Here is a 16,984-nt window from a genome sequence, read left to right as displayed (position 1 = left end):
ACGCGACACGGTTACGACGTCAACGTTTCTTGATGAGGCACTAGAAGCACAAGGGCGGCCGGCCCAAGATATTCACCATCCCGGAACGCCGCGAGATCAAGAAGATCGCCAATTACAAGCGCGACACTACCGGCGCGGTCTGGGCGCCGTACCTCCCTGGTGATCTCAATGCCCCTGCTCCCAGCTTCAGTTGACGAGCCGGGTGTGCCGCTCGACTCCGACGCAGTGGTTCCGGCAAGCCAACTGGATGTTGTCTGCCGACCTGTCGAACCAACATCGTCAGCGGAGGAATCAGATCGGGAGTGAAAGGCCACCCCGATCGTGATCGCGGCTCCGGCGATCCACTGTAGACCATGAAGGAAGTCGCGGACCAGGATCGGCAGGACGGCGAACTGGCTGACGTATCGCCATCACGGGTTTGGCGCGTTGGACAGACGGCGCAATGTGTCGCGTGCTCGGCGTAGGTCTTCGGCGTTGACACCGCTGTCCTCAAGCAAGGTGAGCCGGGGTGATTCGCTGGCCGTCCACAGTTGTTCCAGCAGGCGTGCTCCGTCCGGTGTGAGGGCGTAGAGGGGCGAGCGGCGGTGCGCGGGATTCGGCTCCGTGCGCAGCTGGCCGACTTCGGTGAGTTCGTCCACAACTCGCTGCACCCCTTGGCGGACCTGCCCGAGGCGGCGCGCTATCGCTGGAACAGGGAGGGGCTGTTCCGACACTGTGCTCAGCACGTGCCAGCGTGCGACCGTTGTGCCCTGGTCGGCGGCTTCCCGTTCACTGCTTCGGCGGCTCACCCCGGCCAGTTCATAGACGTCGGCGATCAGTAGTCGGTACTCGTGCACCAGCTCGGACATGGTTGACAGCATACGGTCAATTGCTCATTCTGGTGGTATGGACGTCACTGAACGGGTCGCCGCCGTCTTCACCTCGGCAAGGCCGCGGCCGGAACTCGCCGCACGCCTTGCCGTGTTCGAGCCGCTGATCGGAAGCTGGGACCTGGTGGTGCGCGACTACGACGAGAACGGCGGCGTTCGGACCACTGACGCGGAGTGGCATTTCGGTTGGGCACTGGACGGTCGCGCGGTGACCGACATCTGGATCAGCCCGTCGAGGGCGAGCCGCGTCGAGGGTGACAGTGATACCGATGGCGAGTGGGGGATGAGTTTACGGTTCTACGATCCGGGGATCGACGCGTTTCGTTCGACTTGGCTCGGACCGGGCAGGGGCTGGGTGATCCCCTTCGTGGGGAAGCAGACCGAGAACGGCTTCGAAATCGAGGCCGACACGGACGGCGTTCAGCGGCGTTGGATCTTCACGGATCTCACCACCGAGAGCTTCTCCTGGCGGGCGGAAGAAACGTTGCCGAACGGGACACCGTTCGTCCGGCAACGTTTCACGGCCACCCGCACGGTCGGTGGTTGATGCCGCTGACCGCTCGACTCCCGTAGTGAACCGATGGATAGCAGAGCGAATTTGCCGCCACCGAGCGCGGTCTCCCGCCCAGGGACACATTGCTGGCCACCGAGGGAATGAGCAGACACTCGGTGATCTGGCGGACCACCCGGATCAGCAGCACAGCGGCAACGAGCGTGAGGTCCGCGCTGATCGTCGAGCAGACCGCGATCGTCTCGACGTAGCCGACGGTCACGTCGCTCGAGTTCGTCGGGAGGCGGAGCAGGTATTGCATCACGTAGTCGGCGACGAGGACCATGCGCACATCGGCACGAGCGGACATTTGCCGAGACGCACGACCTGCGGCAGAAGAGTGCGTTGAAGGGATCGCAATGTGTCGCCGGGGATGGACGCGGCCGCGATGACGTGCGGATGCGGATCCACCATCGGCACCGTTCAAAACTCTCGTACGGTCAGCAGACTGTGGCCGTGGACGGAGTCGGGCTCCACCCGTCCCGTTTCGCGGAACCCGAGCTTCTTCAGGACCCGCCGCGACGCGACATTCCAGTGCCAGACTGTTGCCCACAACCGTTGGTAGCGCGCCTCGCTGGCCCATGTGACCACGGCCCGACTTGCTTCAGTTGCGTAACCGCAACCGTGAGCCGCGCGCAGCAACTCGTAGGCCAACTCCGGCTCGTCGGGCGACCCGTTCCCCTGAAAGATCAGCCCGCAATACCCGATGACGTCGGCTGTGCCCTTCCGCTCCACCGCCAGAAGCCCTGGCCCCGAATTCTCACGCTCTGCGCGCACCTGCGCCGCGATGTCCGCCACGGTCGGTCGGCCCTCGGGATTTATCCGCCGATGCGGCGGCACCCGCATATCCCGCTCAGTCCACAACTGTGATAGATGGTGGCCTCGCCCACTCTGCGATGCCGAAGGATGAGGCGATCTGTCTCCAAGGTGTCCAGAACAGGCGGTAGCGGCATACCGGCATTGTCTCAGAGGACGTCCTCAACTCGGCAGAAGAGGACGTTCGAGCGACGGCAGGAGCCGACGACGCACGACGGTGTGCGCAGCAGCCGGCGCTGCCATCCTCGACCACGATGCCAACGCCGGTCAAGTCCTCGTCTCCGGTGAGGAGTAGTGCATGGCTGGAATAAGTACCTTCCACCAGTAGTCCTGGGTTTACGGCCGGGTGCTGCCCGGCCCCGAACCCGCCGCCGGCGGCAAGGTCTCACGACACCTGATCCGCAGCCACGAGTACAAGAGCGCCACCGACGGACAGGGGAATCACCAATCCGCCGGTGTTGAGCGCGACGTTCCCTGGGTCGCCATCGCCTCGGTTGTCCGCGCCATCCGTGTTCTGGAGCGCATGGTCCCCGCCGGGGGACTGTTGTTCGACCATCGCAGTCATGATCTGCATGCGCGCCCCGGTACCGGTTCACTGAAGCTAAACGCGTTTCGTAAGCGGATTGAACGTTTGCGCAGTGGCAAACGCGGAAGCGGCCCCTCTCTCGTGCCCGCCACTGCGTTGCAGTGCGGCACTGCAACGCAGTATCGCACGCTTGACGCCAGCGGCAAGGGCTCATAAGAGGCGTCTGCCTGCGGAGACACTTGGTCAGCGGGCACTTATCTGTATAGAAACTCACGCCACGGGAGGCCTGGTCCCGGCGTGTCGAGCCCAGTGGACACCCACCACCCAGAAGGGATGGAGCGTCGCCAGGTGTGGGGTCCCACTCACCTGTTCACATCTTTCGACTGCGCGCTGAGGACAGACGTGCCAGTCGAAGGTTCACCATGCCAAGCGTTCTCAGGATAGTGGTGAGCGAGATCAGGACTCTGCGCGGCAGCGCCAGTCAGCACGACACTCACCACCGCCAGCTCTTGACCGAGAACCGCGCCCACGCACTTGCGCAGGGCTCGGTATCACGAGTGGAGCGAGGGCCGACGAAACACGCGCGTCGTCTCCGATTGGGCTCCGTTGCCGACGTAGAGCCTGACACTGGCCGACACGAGGTGGCACCCAGCGCTGGGAAAATAGGCGCTGACTGCACAAAACAGCAGAATTTGGTGCCTAATGACACGGGCTGACATGGTAGAGCTGCGGACTTTTAATCCGTAGGTTTTGAGTTCGAGCCCCAGGCGGCCCACCACACCAACATCCCTGCTGACCAGCGAGGATGACGATATCTCTGTGGCATGGTCACCTCGGCGTTGACCGCGATTGGGTTCCGTTTCGTCTCCGTTTGTTCTGCTGTGCCGAAGTTCGTGTCCAGCTAGCCTCAGCGGGCCCATGGCACGCTGATGCTTTCCCCGCCGTGTGAGCGGTCGGGCGTGCCCGGGCTCTGCAACATCCCTGCCGATTTCCGCAACGCCTTCGCTGGTGTCCGCGACGCCGAAGGTCATGACCGACGATGCGCGGTCCGCGCCCAGCACCAGCACCCCGGTATCCGCGACGGGAAGACGGCTGCGGGAGCTGACTCCGGCCGCGATGTGGACGACCGCCCTCGTGATCACGATCGTCACCGCGGGCGCGGTGATCGTGCTGTGGTGGCTGGACTCACCGGCGCAGACCCTGGTGAAGGCACGACTGGACGCTCTGAAAATCGGCTTGGGCAGCGGCGGCACCACCGAAGCCGACCTCGACAACCGCGAACGCACCCTCGCCCACCAGCAGGCCGTCGCCTTGGCCACCCAGGAACACCAGGAACCCGTCGCCGACGAAGCCCGCGTCGACGCACTCGAGCGTCGGATAACCCCGAGCTGTACACGAAGGCCGTCGAGCAGCTCGGCTCCGACAAAGCTCCGTTCCGCCTCGGTGGTCTCTACGCCCTCGAACGCCTACGACGCGGGACGAAGTCCACGGGCGAAGATTGCCAGGTTCGACGGCGAAGACATCGCCGACCTGTTCGGCTCGCCCACACTGCGACGACTGAGCTCATCGGGTGGTGACGCGCCGGTACCGGTGGACCGACAGCGCCATGAACAGCGCGATGAGGCCTACCGCCCAGAGCGTGGTGTAGAGGGCCGCGTGCTGGGCGGGCCAGGCGTCGGGCTGGGGGAGCGCGGCCGGGGTCGGGTTGGCGAACAGGGTTCTGGTCGCGTTGGCCAGTGCGGTGATGGGGTTCCATTCCGCGATCGTCGCCAGCGGTTCGGGCATGGCGGCCACGGAGACGAAGCCGGAGGAGATGAACGTGGCGGGGAAGAGCCAGATGAGGCCGAGGCTTTGGGCGACTTCGACGCTGCGGGCGACCAGGCCGATGAAGGCGCCGACCCAGGACATCGCGAAGGCGAACAGCAGGATCAGCAGGTAGGCCAGGACGGCGTCGAGGATGCTGCCGCGGATGCGCCAGCCGATCGCGAGTCCGCAGAGGCTGGTGACGAGCAGGCTGACGACGCTGGTGGTCAGGTCGGAGGTGGTCCGGCCGAGCATCACCGCGACGCGGGACATCGGCAGGGAGCGGAACCGGTCGACGATGCCCTTCTGGAGGTCGTTGGCGAGGCCGATGGTGGTGAAGGAGGCGTTGAAGGTGACGGTTTGGGCGAAGATGCCGCCCATGATGAATTCGCGGTAGGCGTCGCCCCCGAGGCTGCCGCCGAAGACGTAGCCCAGCAGCAGTACGAACATGATCGGCTGCAGGATGCTGGCGAAGATCGAGCCGGGTGTGCGCCGGATGGTGAGCAGGTTGCGCCAGGCGAGGGAGCCGCTGTCGCGGGCGACCCGGGTCAGGACGGTCACGCGCGTACCTCTTTCCGGTCGAGGTCGCCCGAGTTCGGCGGCCAGTCGGTGATCCGCGGCAGCACGGCGGTGTCACCGTCCGGCGCACGCCGGGTCAGCGCCAGGAAGACATCGTCGAGCGTGGCGCGGCGCAGTCCGAGGTCGAGTACGTGGATTCCTTCGCTGGTGAGCCTGGCGGCCACGGTGGCGAGGGCGTGCTGGCCGTTCTGCCCGGCGCCGACGGTGACTTCGAGCCTCCGGGCGCGGCGGTCCAGGGCCGGTGGAGTACCGCTGACGGCGGCCAGGACACGGTGTGCCGCGGCCAGATCGCGAGCGTCGGCGGTGACCAGTTCGATCCGTTCCCCGCCGGTGGCGCTCTTGAGTTCGTCGCTGGTGCCTTCGGCGACGACCCTGCCTTCGGCGATGACCGCGATCCGGTCGGCCAGCTGGTCGGCCTCTTCCAGGTACTGCGTGGTGAGCAGGACGGTGGTGCCTTCCCGGACGAGTTCGCCCACGATGTCCCAGGTGTCGAGGCGGCTTTGCGGGTCCAGGCCGGTCGTGGGTTCGTCGAGCACGACGACCGGGGGAGCGGCGACTAGCGCGCCCGCCAGGTCGAGGCGTCTGCGCATCCCGCCGGAGTAGGTGGCGGCGAGGCGGTCGGCGGCGTCGTCGAGGTGGAATCGGCTCAGCAGGTCGCGTGCGGTCGTGGAGGCCGTTCGCCGCCGCATGCCGTAGAGCTTCGCGACGAGGTAGAGGTTCTCGAAGCCGGTGAGCTTGTCGTCGACGGCGGCGTACTGCCCGGACACCCCGATGGACCGGCGGACCCGGTCCGGTTCACGGACGACGTCGGCCCCGGCCACGAGGGCGCGGCCGCTGTCCGGGCGCAGCAGGGTGGTGATGATCCGGACGGCGGTGGTCTTCCCGGCACCGTTGGGACCCAGGAGACCGAACACCGCACCGGCCGGCATGTCCAGGTCGATTCCGTCGAGTGCGGTCTTGGGGCCGAAGGTCTTCCGCAGTCCTTCGAGCCGGATCGCGGGTTCCGCGGCCATCAGGGCTTCTCCTCGCGCAGCAGACTTCGCGGGGTGATGTCGGTCCAGTTCCGTTCGACGAAGTCGAGGCACGCCTGGCGTTCGTCGGGGCCGAAGGCCGTCGTCCAGCCTGACGGGATGTCGGCGAAATCGGGCCACAGCGAGTGCTGGTTCTCGTGGTTGGTCAACACGAGGTACTGCTCGTCGGTGGATTCGAAGGGGTTGGTCATCGTTCAATTCCCTGTCTTGGCTCGTGGCTGGTCGGGGCGGGGTTGCCGGTCGGCGAGGCGCTCGGCGAGGATCGGCCCGATCCGGGCCAGGGCGTCCGGCTGGGTGAGCTGGGCGTGGGCGACATCGACGTCGTGGTTCTCGACGTCGCCGCTGAGATAGGGCATCCAGTCCGCGAGGACCGGGCCGTGCGGGTCGCGGTCGCGGGTGGCGGTGAAGAACAGCACGTCCGCCTCCACCGGGCTCGGCACGAAGTCGCCCATCAGCCGGGCTTGGCTGACGAAGGCGCCGATCATGCCGCCGAGGGCGTCTTCGGTCAGGCTGCCGATCGGGTTGCCGATCTCGCGGTAATGCTCGAGAACGCTTGCCCGGTCGAGCGACACGCCGGCGGGCACCGGATGGCCCTGGTTGTGCAGGAGCGCGGCGAACATCTCCGCTTCGCTCGCCGTGTCCAGCCCGTCCTGTGGCGCCTGCGGGTAGGCGTCCAGCACGGTCAGCAGCCCGATCTCCGCACCGGCGGCCTCCAGTTGCGCGACGACTTCGTGAGCGAGATTGCCGCCGAAGGACCAGCCGAGGACGTGGTACGGCCCGTGGGGCTGGATCGAGCGGATGTGTCCGACGTAGTCGGCCGCGATCTCCGAGATGCTCGCCGGGTCGTGACCGGGATCGGTGAGCTTGCGGGACTGTAGGCCGTACAACGGCTGTTCCGGGGCGAGGTGTTTGAGGAGTCCCGAGTAGCTCCACGACAACCCGCTGGCGGGGTGCACGCAGAACAGCGGCGGACGGTTTCCGGTGGTACGCAACGGAAGGAGGATGTCGAGGTCGCTGCCGTCGGTCCTCTCGTCCAGCACGGTCGCGAGTCCCGCCACGGTCGGATGCTCGAACAGCCGCCGGATCGGCAGGTCGACCCCGAAGGCCGCGCGGACGCGGGTGATCAGCCCGCTGGCCAGCAGCGAGTGCCCGCCGAGTTCGAAGAAGCCGTCGTCGATGCCGACCCGCGGCAGTTCGAGCGTCTCGGCGAAGAGTTTGCAGAGCAGGTCTTCGCGGGGTGACCTCGGCCCGCGTGAGCCGGTACCGGGGTCCGAAGGCTCGGGCAGGGCCCGGTGGTCCAGTTTCCCGTTCGGGGTGAGTGGGAGCCGGTCGAGCGGGACGAACGCCGAGGGCACCATGTACTCCGGCACCTGTCCGGCGAGACGGGCGCGCAGCCGGTCCGGGCTCGGCACCGTGGTGGCCGGGACGAGGTAGGCGACCAGCCGCCGGGTGGCCGGTTCGGCGCCCTTGATCACGACGGCCGCTTCGTCGACCGCCGGATCCGCTTCCAGCAGCGCGGCGATCTCACCCGGCTCGATCCGGAAACCGCGGAGCTTGACCTGGTCGTCGGCGCGGCCCAGGAACTCCAGGTTCGCGTCATCGGTCCAACGGGCGAGGTCGCCGGTGCGGTACATCCGATCGCCGGTGTCGCCGTAGGGGTCGGCGACGAACCGCTCCGCGGTCAGCCGGGTCTGGTTGAGGTAGCCGCGGGCGACACCGGTTCCGGACAGGTACAGCTCGCCCGGCACCCCGGCGGGCACCGGCCGGAGCCGGGCATCGAGGACGTAGGCGCGGGTGTTGTGCACCGGTTTGCCGATCCCCGGCCGGTTCCGCTCGTCCATGGCCGCGACGATGGAGTCCACAGTGGACTCGGTGGGGCCGTAGAAGTTGTAAGCGGTGAGACCGGGTTCGGCGCGTAGCCGGGTCCACAGCCCGTCGTCGACCGCTTCCCCGCCGAGGGCCACGACCGACGGCCGGTGGCCGGAGCCGAACAGCCCGGCGGCCATCAGTTGCCGGAGGTAGGACGGTGTCGTCTCGATGGCGTCGATCCGCTCGTCACGCAGGTACTCGACAAGGGCCCCGGCGTCACGGCGGGTGTCGTCGTCGACGATGTGGAGTTCATGGCCGGCGATCATCCACAGCACCGGATCCCAGGACGCGTCGAAGGCGACCGCCGCGGTCAGCGCGACTCGCAGCCGCCGGTCCCCGAGTCGTTTCGCGGCGGGGGCGAACACCGTCTCTTCGTGGTGGCGTAGAAGGTTGGTCAGCGACCGGTGCTCGACGACGACGCCCTTCGGCCGTCCGGTCGAGCCCGACGTGTAGATGACATAAGCCGGTTGCCGGGCAGAGAGTGGGCGCAGGCGTTCGGCGTCGGAGAGGTTCTCGTACCGGAACCCGGCCAGTGCCGCCCTGATCTCGGGCGCGTCGAGCACCAGGCGTTCGCCGACGGACGGCAGACCGTCCACATCGGACGTCGTGAGCACGACGGCGGGGGCGGAGTCGGCGAGCATGTAGGCGATCCGGTCGGCCGGGTAACTCAGGTCGATCGGCAGGTACGCGGCGCCGGACTTGAGGACACCCAGCAGGGCGACCATGGTGCCGACCGAGCGCGGCACCGCGACGGCGACGGTGTGCCCGGCGCCGATGCCGCGCTGCCGCAGTAACCGGGCGAGCCGGTTCGCACCGGCGTTGAGCTCGGACGTCGTCAGTGCGCCGTCGGCCGCGACCACCGCGGTGGGCTCTCCGGCTCGGCGTTCGAAGGCCGTGGTGATGGTCTCCGGCGGAAGTGCGCGCCGGGTGTCGTTCCACGTTTCGAGGACGGCCTCGACCTCGCCCGTGCTCAACAGGTCCAGTTCGGCGACCGGCCTGGCCGGATCGTCGAGGGCGGCTTCGAGCAACTTCCGCAGCCATCCGCCGAGACGATCCGCGGTCGCGCGGTCGAACAGATCGGCGCTGTACTCGATCGTCCCCGAGAGCCCGGCCGGATTTCCGGCGTCGTCTCGCCGCTCAGCCAGTGACAACGAGAGGTCGAACTTCGCCGCCGCGACTTCGGCGTGCTCGGCGACCGACACCTCGAGACCCGGTAGTTCGAGCCGCACCGGCGCGGTGTTCTGCAGCGTGAGCATCACCTGGAACAGCGGGTGGCGGTTGAGGGTGCGGACAGGCGCGACCTCTTCGACGACTCGCTCGAACGGGATGTCCTGATGGTCGAAAGCGGCGAGGTCCACCGCGCGGACCCGGCGCACCAACTCGGCGAAGCCGGGCGTGCCGGACAGGTCGGTCCGCAACACCAGGGTGTTGACGAAGAAGCCGACGAGGTCGTCCAGTTGTTCGTCCGTCCGGCCCGCCACCGGCGTGCCGATCGGGACATCGGTTCCGCCGCCCAGCCTCGACAGCAGCGTCGCCAGGCCCGCGTGCAGCACCATGAACAGGCTCGCGCCCTCGGCGGCCGCGAACCTCGCTAGCCGACCGTGGATCTCGGCGGGCAGGTCGAGCCGGACGATGCCACCGGTATAGCTCGACTCGGCCGGACGAGGCCGGTCATGGGGCAGCGTCAGTTCCTCGGGCAGACCGGCCAACGCGTCGCGCCAGTAAGCGAGCTGTCGTCGCAACGGGCTTTCCGTGTCCTCCTCGGAGCCGAGCAGTTCCTGTTGCCACAGCGCGTAATCCGGATACTGGACCGGCAACGGGACCACCTCGGCGCTCCGGCCCTCCAGCCGCGCGGTGTAGGCGGCGGCCAGGTCCCTGGCCAGCGGAGCGGTCGACCAGCCGTCGCTGGCGATGTGGTGCGCGACGAGCACGAGCAGGTGCTCGTCCTCCGCGACCGGTACCAGCGCCGCGCGGAGCGGCAGGTCGGTTTCCAGAGCGAACGGCGTCGCGGCGTACGCGGCGATCGTTTCGCCGAGCGCGGCGGCATCGGGCCCAAGCAGTGGCAGATCCGCGGGGATCTCCGCCATCGGCACGAGCCGCTGGTGCGGGACACCGTCCGCCACGGGGAAGACGGTCCGCAGGCTCTCGTGCCGCTCGACGACGTCACGCAGCGCGGCGGTCAGCGCCGTCCGGTCGAGAGCGCCGCGCAAGCGCAGCACCATGGGGATGTGGTAGCCGGCTCCGGTGCCTTCGAAGCTGTTGAGGAACCACATCCGACGCTGCGCGAACGACAGCGGGACACGGTCCGGGCGTTCCCGGCGCCGAAGCCGGGCACGGGGAGTGGGGCCGTCGCCGACCCGGGTGGCGAGAGTGGCGGGAGTGGCGGCCTCGAACACGGTCCGGATGGCCACCTCCGCGCCGAACCGCGAACGCAACCGGCTGACCAGCCGGGTCACCAGCAGCGAATGCCCGCCCAGCGCGAAGAAGTCGTCGTCGGGGCCGACCTCGGCCACTCCGAGCACGTCGGCGAACACCTCACACAGTTCGGCCTCGAGCCCAGTGCTGGTGCGCCGCGTGGGGACACCGGTGCCGAACCCGGGGTCGGGAAGTTTCGCCTTGTCGAGCTTTCCGTTGGGAGTCAACGGAAGCTCGGGCATCGCGACGATCACCTGCGGAACCATGTAGCCGGGCAGCGCGTCGGCCGCCCGACGGCGCAGTTCGGCGACGTCGGCGGTACCGGGTGTCACATAGCCGACCAGGCGATCGGCGCCCGCCGGAGTCCGGTCGACGACCACCGCGGCGGCCGAGGCCGCGCCGGTCCCGGTCAGGACCGCTTCGATCTCGCCGGGTTCGACCCGGAAGCCGCGGATCTTGACTTGGTCGTCGGCGCGGCCGGCGAATTCCAGGTCGCCGTCGGCGGTCCACCGGACACGATCACCCGTCCGGTACATCCGGGCGCCGTTACCGGAGAACGGGTTGGCGACGAACCGTTCCGCGGTGAGCGCGGGACGGCCTCGGTAGCCGCGGGCCAGGCCCGCGCCGTCGAGGTACAGCTCGCCGGTGACACCGGTCGGCACCGGCCGGAGTGCGGCGTCGAGCACATAGGTGCCGATGTTGGCGATCCCGGTACCGATCACCGGGACCTGCTGCCCGGCCATCCGCGCGATCACCGAGTCCACAGTGGACTCGGTAGGACCGTAGAAGTTGAACGCCAGCACCTCCGGATGGCCGGCGAGGTCCCGCCACAGTGCCGCGTCGACGGCCTCGCCACCGAGGGCCAGCACGGCCGGCCGGTGCTCGCCGGTCAGCAGCCCCATCGCCAGCAACTGCCGCACGTAGGACGGCGTGGTCTCCATCGCGTCGATCCGCTCCCGGCCGAGGTAGCCGAGAAGGGCTTCGGGGTCGCGGCGGGTGTCGTCGTCGAGCACGTGGAGTTCGTGCCCGTCGGCGAGCCAGAGGATGGGGTCCCAGGAAGCGTCGAAGGCCACCCCGGCGGTGTGCGCGACCCGCAGGACGCCGCGGCCTGCCGCGGCGGTGGCCGGACCGAACACCTCGGTGCGGTGGCTCTCCAGCAGGTTGACCAGGCTGCGGTGCTCCACCTCGACGCCCTTGGGCAGCCCGGTGGAACCCGAGGTGTAGAGCAGGTAGGCGGGGTCCTCCGGCGCGGGCGTGCTCGGCGGCCGCTTCTCACCGTCCAGCACGTCCTCCTCGTCGAGCAGCACTGTGGTCGCGGCGCAGGGGAGCCTGGCCGCCGTGTCGGAGGTGCTGATCAGGAGGACAGGCTGGGCGTCGTCGAGCAGGTAGGCGATCCGGTCGGCCGGGTATTCGATGTCGACCGGGAGATAGACGGCGCCGGCACGCAGCACGGCCAGCAGCGCCACGACGGTGTCGGCCGAGCGGGGAAGAGCCACCGCGACGACCTGACCGGCGCCGGCGCCGTGGGCGGTCAGCACCCCGGCGAGCCGGGTCGCGCGCTCGTCGAGTTGGGCGAAGGTCAGCCGCCGGCCGGGGGTGACCACCGCGGTCCGCTCCGGATGCCGCGCGGCGGTGGCCCCGAGCAGTTCGGGCAGCGTGGTGACGGGCACCGGACGTCGATGCCCGGCCGATCGGGCGAGCAACCGGGCCTGCTCGTCGTCGGCGAGCACCGGTGCGGTGCGCAGCGGGGCGTCCGGCCGGTTCAGCACGTTCTCCAGCAAGGTCACCAGTCCGCGCGTCAGGCGCTCGGCGGTCGCGCGGTCGAACAGATCGGTGCTGAACTCGAGGTCACCGCTGATCCCTGCCGGGCAGCCGTCGGCGTCGTGGTTCTCGGTGAGGGTCAGCGAGAGGTCGAACTTCGCGGTCGTCGTGATCGCCGCCTGCCCCGCCGCGATCCGGAGCCCGTCCAGCTCGATCACCGGGGCCGGGTTGTTCTGGAGGGTGAACAGGACTTGGAACAGCGGGTTCCGGCCAGGGAGCCGCTCGGGCGCCAGCTGCTCCACGACGCGCTCGAAGGGAAGGTCCTGGTGCTCGAAGGCGGCCAGGTCGACGTCACGCACCCGCCACATCAGCTCGGTGAAGGTGGGGTCGCCGGTGAGGTCGGTCCTCAGCACAAGGGTGTTGACGAAGAACCCGATCAGGTCTTCGAGAGCGGGTTCGGCGCGGCCCGCGATCGGGGTCCCGATGGCGATGTCGTCGCCCGCGCCGAACTTCGCGAGCGTCGCGGCGAAACCGGCGTGCAGGGCCATGAACAGGCTCGCACCGTGCCGGGCCGCGAGCTTGGTGAGCGCGGTGTGCACGCGCCGGGGCAGCCGGACCGGCACCGTCGCGCCGGCACCGGACGGCGTGGTGGGACGTGCCCGGTCGGCGGGCAAAGGCAGCTCCGCGGGCAGGTCGCCCAGCGTGGTGGTCCAGTGGGCGAGCTGCTTTTCCACCAGCTTCTCGTCACCGAGGAGTTCCCGCTGCCAGCGGGCATAGTCGGCGTACTGCACGGCGAGCGGCGGCAGCCCGGCGCCTTCACCCGCGGACCTCCGCTGGTAGGAGACGGCGAGGTCGCGAGCCAGCGGCCCGAACGACCAGCCGTCGCCGGCGATGTGGTGCAACACGAGAAGCAGCACGTGCTCGGTGGCCGACTGACGCAGCAACGTCGCACGCAGAGGGGCTTCGATGGCGAGGTCGAATCCCCGGGCAGCCTCTTCGCTGAGCCTGTCGTCAAGCCGCCCAGCCGGGACATCCTCGATGCCCAGGACGATTCCGGCCGCCTCGATGGGCAGGATCCGTTGGTACGGCTCACCATCATGCTCGGCGAAAGTCGTCCGAAGGCTCTCGTGCCGGGCGACGACGTCGCCCAGTGCGAGCCGCAGCGCGGCGACGTCGACGGTGCCGGCGAGCCGCAGGGCGATGGGCATGAGGTAGTCGGCCGCGCCCGGATTCAGCCGATCGAGGAACCAGAGTCGTTGCTGGGCATAGGAAAGCGGCTCGCGTGCGGCACGTGTCGCCAGGGCCAGAACGGGTCGGTGCGCGACGTCCCGCGCGCTCAGCCGATCGGCCAGCCGTGCCGGTGTGCTCGCCTCGAACAGGTCCCGGATCGCCACTTCGACGCCGAGTTCGGCGCGGATCCGGCCGACCGCGCGGGTGGCGAGAAGCGAGTGCCCGCCGAGGTCGAAGAAATCGTCGTCCACGCCGACTTCGGCGACATCCAGGCTTTCGGCGAAGACCGCGCAGAGTCGTTTCTCGGCGATGGTGGCCGGTGCGCGGCCGGAGGTCACCGCCGACGGCTCGGGAAGCTGTGCCTTGTCGAGCTTTCCGTTGGGTGTCAACGGCAGTGCCGGGACCGTGACGACGGTCTGGGGGACAAGGTGACTCGGTAACTCCTCAGCCAGCCGGAACCGCAGTCTCGCGGGGTCGGTGTCGGAGACGACGTAGGCGATCAACCGGGCGGTGTCCCCGGAACCGTGGACGACCACGGCCGCCTGCGTGACGTCGGGGTACCCGGTGAGTGCGGCTTGGACTTCGCCGGGCTCGATCCGGAAACCGCGGATCTTGACCTGGTCGTCGGTGCGGCCGAGGAACTCCAGCGCGCCGTGGTGAGACCAACGGACCAGGTCGCCGGTTCGGTACAGCCGCTCGCCAGGGCCGTCGAAGGGGTTGGCCACGAAGCGTTCGGCGGTCAGTGCGGTCCGCTCGTGGTAGCCGCGGGCGAGCCCGGCTCCGGCGAGGTACAGCTCGCCGGGCACGCCGGGTGCCACGGGCTGCAGCGCCGAGTCGAGAACGTAGGCGCGCACGTTGTCCACCGGGGTTCCGATCACCGGTTCCCGATGGGACTGTACCGCCACCATCACACTGTCCACAGTGGATTCTGTCGGTCCGTACAGGTTGACGGCCAGCAACCGGGATCCCGCGGACAGTTCGGTCCACAGTGCCGGGTCGACGGGTTCCCCGCCGAGGGCGACCAGCTTCGGATGGCGGCCGGGCAGGGCCAGCAGGCCGGAAGCGAGCAATTGCCGTACATAGGACGGCGTCGTTTCGATGGAGTCGATGGCTTCGTCGGCCAGGTAGCGGACGCACGCTTCGGAGTCGCGGCGGACGGAGTCGGGCATCATCCGCAGTTCGTGGCCATCGAGCAGCCAGAGCACGGGGTCCCAGGCGGCGTCGAAGGCCACTCCGGACAGATGGGCCACGCGCAGGACATCCTTGCCGGCGGCGGCGCGGCCTGCCGGGAACAGTCGACGCCGGTGGCTTTCGAAGAGGTTGCCCAGCGCCTGATGCTCGACGGCGACGCCTTTCGGCCTGCCGGTCGAACCGGACGTATGGATCAGGTACGCGAGATCGGCGGGCTGGGGAGATTGCGGATCAGTACCGAATTCGTTTGGCAGGTCGAGGCGATCGAGGACCAGATCAGCCTGGGGGAGCAGGGCTTCGGTCTCGCTGTGAGCGATGACGAGAGCCGGGCTCGTATCCGCCAGCAGGGCGGCGAGCCGCTCGGGCGGATGTGTCACGTCCAAGGGCAAATAGACCCCGCTCGCCCGGGCAACCGCCAGCAAGGCGGTGATCGTGTCTGCGGACCGGGGCAGGGCCACGGCGACGATCCGGCCGGTCCCAACGCCGCGATGAGCGAGGACGCGGGCGAGTTGCTCGACCCGGGCCTCGAGTTCGGCGAAAGTGTAGGTGCTCGTGCCATCGCTCACGGCGATCCGGACGGGGGACCGCGCGGCCTGCCGGGCGAACAACTCGGGCAGGGTCGCCGGTGCTGTTCCGGTCGAGGTGGCGTTCCACCGGTTCAGCACGAGGTCGCGTTCGTCGACGGTGAGCAGATCGATTCGCGCCAGCGGCGTCGTGGGGTCCGCGATGGCCGCTCGTAGCAGCCGGAGGAACCGCTCATGGTGACCGGCGAGGGTGGCCTGGTCATAACGGCGAGGGTTCGCGTCGAAGGTGACCTGGATACCGTGCTCGGGCGAAATGCCCTGGAACACGATCGACAGGTCGTCGACCGGGCCGACCGAGAGGTTGTGCATCGCCGCACCGTGCGAGCCGAACTCGATCCGCGGATCGAACGGGAGGATGTTGACCGTCGGGCCGTGCAGCCGCCGGGCACGAGGCAATCCGAGGTTACGACGCAGGTCTTCGGCGCGATGGCGCTGGTGCTTGAGCGCGTTTCGCACTTCGCGTGAAGTCTGCCTGACCAGGTCGGCCATCGTGGTCGACGGGGTCACGCGCAGGCGCAACGGGACCACATTGGACACCATTGCGGGGGTCGCGCGCAGCAGCGGCGTACGCCGGGCGGTCACCGGCAGACCCAGCACCACATCGCGCTCACCGGTGGTCCGGTGCAGGAACGCGGCCGCGGCCGCGATGACGAACGGTGCCCAGTCGGTGCGGGACACGCGCGCGGCGGCGCGCAGATCCTCCGCCTCCGCGACGTCGAGCCGGCCGCGGTGTTGAAGGAAGCCGCTGTCCATCGGGGCGGTCGAGTCGGTGAGCACAGTGGCTTCCGGACGATCGGCGAACCGGTCCAGCCAGTACCGCGCGTCCTCACGGCTTCGCTCGGATTCCGAGTAGGCGCTGTCTTCGGCCAGAAGATCTTTCAGAGAACCGAAACCGGCTGGTTCGAGTGGCTCCCCGCGCTGCTGCGCGCGGTAACCGCCGGCGACCCGGGTGAGCACGAGCGCCGCTCCGTAGCCGTCCACGAGGAGATGGTGGACCCGCTGGTACAGGAAATAACGTGCGGGGCCAAGGCGCAGCAGCGTCGCGGCGAAGAGTCGCTCGCCGATCACCTCCGGCGGTGCCGCGAGGTCCGTGCGCAGCCACTCCTGAGCGGCGCCCTCGGGATCCGCTTCGGCGCTCAGATCGACGACGGGAAGCGACCATTCGCCCAGTGGCGCGACGAACTGCCGCGGCTCTCCGTCCACTTCGGTGAATCTGAGCCGCAAGGCCTCGGTTTCCCGCAGGACATGGCGGATCGCCGCGGTCAGAGCGGTGTGATCGACCGCGCCGTCGATATCGAGATATTGCGCGATGGTGAACATCGGGTTACCCGGGGAAAGTCGTTGAGCGAACCAGATTCCCCGCTGTGCGGCGGACAATTCCAGTGTGCTTTCGCGCCTGACTACCACGAGACCCCGCTTCCGTTAGACGATGACTTCCGGCGGCATCGGGTGCCGGTGATCATCTCTCTGAGTGCACGGGAAATTCGTGGCCATCCGACCGGGTGGACTGGTCCGGGTGACATGTAGCACCAATGGGTGACCGAAGATCGATCTTCCTGTAATGGATACGAAACTCATTGCCGGACAGCAAAAGCCGTGACCTGCCCGAAAGGCGGGTCACGGCCCGAAGTTGTCCTTGCGCGTTTTCGCGCCGATCGATCAGAAGATGCTGATGTTTCCGACCGAGATGATCAGGTTCACGATCGACTGCATGAAATTCATGAGGAATCCATTCCTTCGTATGTGTGACGATCTTCGTC

9 protein-coding genes are annotated in these 16,984 nt (G+C 68.5%); 2 read left to right on the top strand and 7 right to left on the bottom strand.

Features of this window, described 5'->3' with window-relative positions:
* Positions 1-410: 410 nt before the first annotated feature.
* Positions 411-848, bottom strand: a complete 438-nt coding sequence (locus tag BS329_RS35485) for a MarR family winged helix-turn-helix transcriptional regulator (RefSeq protein WP_084750596.1) — start codon at positions 846-848, stop codon at positions 411-413.
* A gap of 37 nt (positions 849-885) precedes the next feature.
* Between BS329_RS35485 and BS329_RS35480 the strand changes: the two genes are divergently transcribed.
* Positions 886-1,416 (top strand): hypothetical protein, encoded by a 531-nt coding sequence (locus tag BS329_RS35480; RefSeq protein ID WP_076167152.1) that lies wholly within the window; start codon positions 886-888, stop codon positions 1,414-1,416.
* On the opposite strand, the gene BS329_RS35475 is transcribed toward BS329_RS35480, so the two are convergent.
* Together BS329_RS35475 and BS329_RS35470 are read right to left on the bottom strand one after the other, a co-directional pair.
* Positions 1,388-1,729, bottom strand: a complete 342-nt coding sequence (locus BS329_RS35475) for a hypothetical protein (RefSeq protein WP_208619327.1) — start codon at positions 1,727-1,729, stop codon at positions 1,388-1,390. The genes BS329_RS35480 and BS329_RS35475 overlap by 29 nt on opposite strands.
* Before the next feature lie 113 nt (positions 1,730-1,842).
* Complete coding sequence (locus BS329_RS35470; protein WP_244197418.1) at positions 1,843-2,217, bottom strand: GNAT family N-acetyltransferase; 375 nt, start codon at positions 2,215-2,217, stop codon at positions 1,843-1,845.
* Positions 2,218-2,581: 364 nt separating this feature from the next.
* On the opposite strand from BS329_RS35470, the gene BS329_RS44230 reads away from it, so the two are divergent.
* A complete protein-coding gene (locus BS329_RS44230) occupies positions 2,582-2,977 on the top strand; it encodes a hypothetical protein (RefSeq protein ID WP_208619326.1) in 396 nt (131 codons plus the stop codon).
* Positions 2,978-4,324: 1,347 nt separating this feature from the next.
* Here the strand turns inward: BS329_RS44230 and BS329_RS35460 are convergent.
* From BS329_RS35460 to BS329_RS35445, 4 genes are read right to left on the bottom strand one after another with little or no spacing between them, the layout of a single operon-like run.
* Positions 4,325-5,125: an ABC transporter permease gene (locus BS329_RS35460; RefSeq protein ID WP_076167147.1), complete on the bottom strand. Its 801-nt coding sequence runs from the start codon at positions 5,123-5,125 to the stop codon at positions 4,325-4,327.
* Complete coding sequence (locus BS329_RS35455) at positions 5,122-6,156, bottom strand: ATP-binding cassette domain-containing protein (RefSeq protein ID WP_076167145.1); 1,035 nt, start codon at positions 6,154-6,156, stop codon at positions 5,122-5,124. Before BS329_RS35455 ends, BS329_RS35460 begins: the two co-directional genes overlap by 4 nt.
* The gene (locus tag BS329_RS35450; RefSeq protein ID WP_076167143.1) at positions 6,156-6,365 is read right to left on the bottom strand and encodes an MbtH family protein; all 210 of its coding nucleotides are present in this window, start codon (positions 6,363-6,365) and stop codon (positions 6,156-6,158) included. The genes BS329_RS35455 and BS329_RS35450 overlap by 1 nt, the downstream gene beginning before the upstream one ends.
* 3 nt (positions 6,366-6,368) lie before the next feature.
* Entirely contained in the window at positions 6,369-16,631 is a 10,263-nt protein-coding gene (locus BS329_RS35445) for a non-ribosomal peptide synthetase (protein WP_076167140.1), read from the bottom strand.
* Positions 16,632-16,984: the final 353 nt, after the last annotated feature.

Source organism: Amycolatopsis coloradensis (assembly GCF_001953865.1).
In the GTDB taxonomy this organism is placed as follows: Bacteria; Actinomycetota; Actinomycetes; order Mycobacteriales; family Pseudonocardiaceae; genus Amycolatopsis; species Amycolatopsis coloradensis.
The sequence above is the reverse complement of the archived record's forward strand: the minus strand, read 5'-3'. Positions and strand labels throughout refer to the sequence as shown.

Coding starts and splice junctions, on each gene's coding strand:
- BS329_RS35485 (WP_084750596.1), bottom strand. CDS start 848: ATGTCCGAGCTGGTGCACGAGTACCGACTACTGATCGCCGACGTCTAT.
- BS329_RS35480 (WP_076167152.1), top strand. CDS start 886: ATGGACGTCACTGAACGGGTCGCCGCCGTCTTCACCTCGGCAAGGCCG.
- BS329_RS35475 (WP_208619327.1), bottom strand. CDS start 1,729: ATGTCCGCTCGTGCCGATGTGCGCATGGTCCTCGTCGCCGACTACGTG.
- BS329_RS35455 (WP_076167145.1), bottom strand. CDS start 6,156: ATGGCCGCGGAACCCGCGATCCGGCTCGAAGGACTGCGGAAGACCTTC.
- BS329_RS35450 (WP_076167143.1), bottom strand. CDS start 6,365: ATGACCAACCCCTTCGAATCCACCGACGAGCAGTACCTCGTGTTGACC.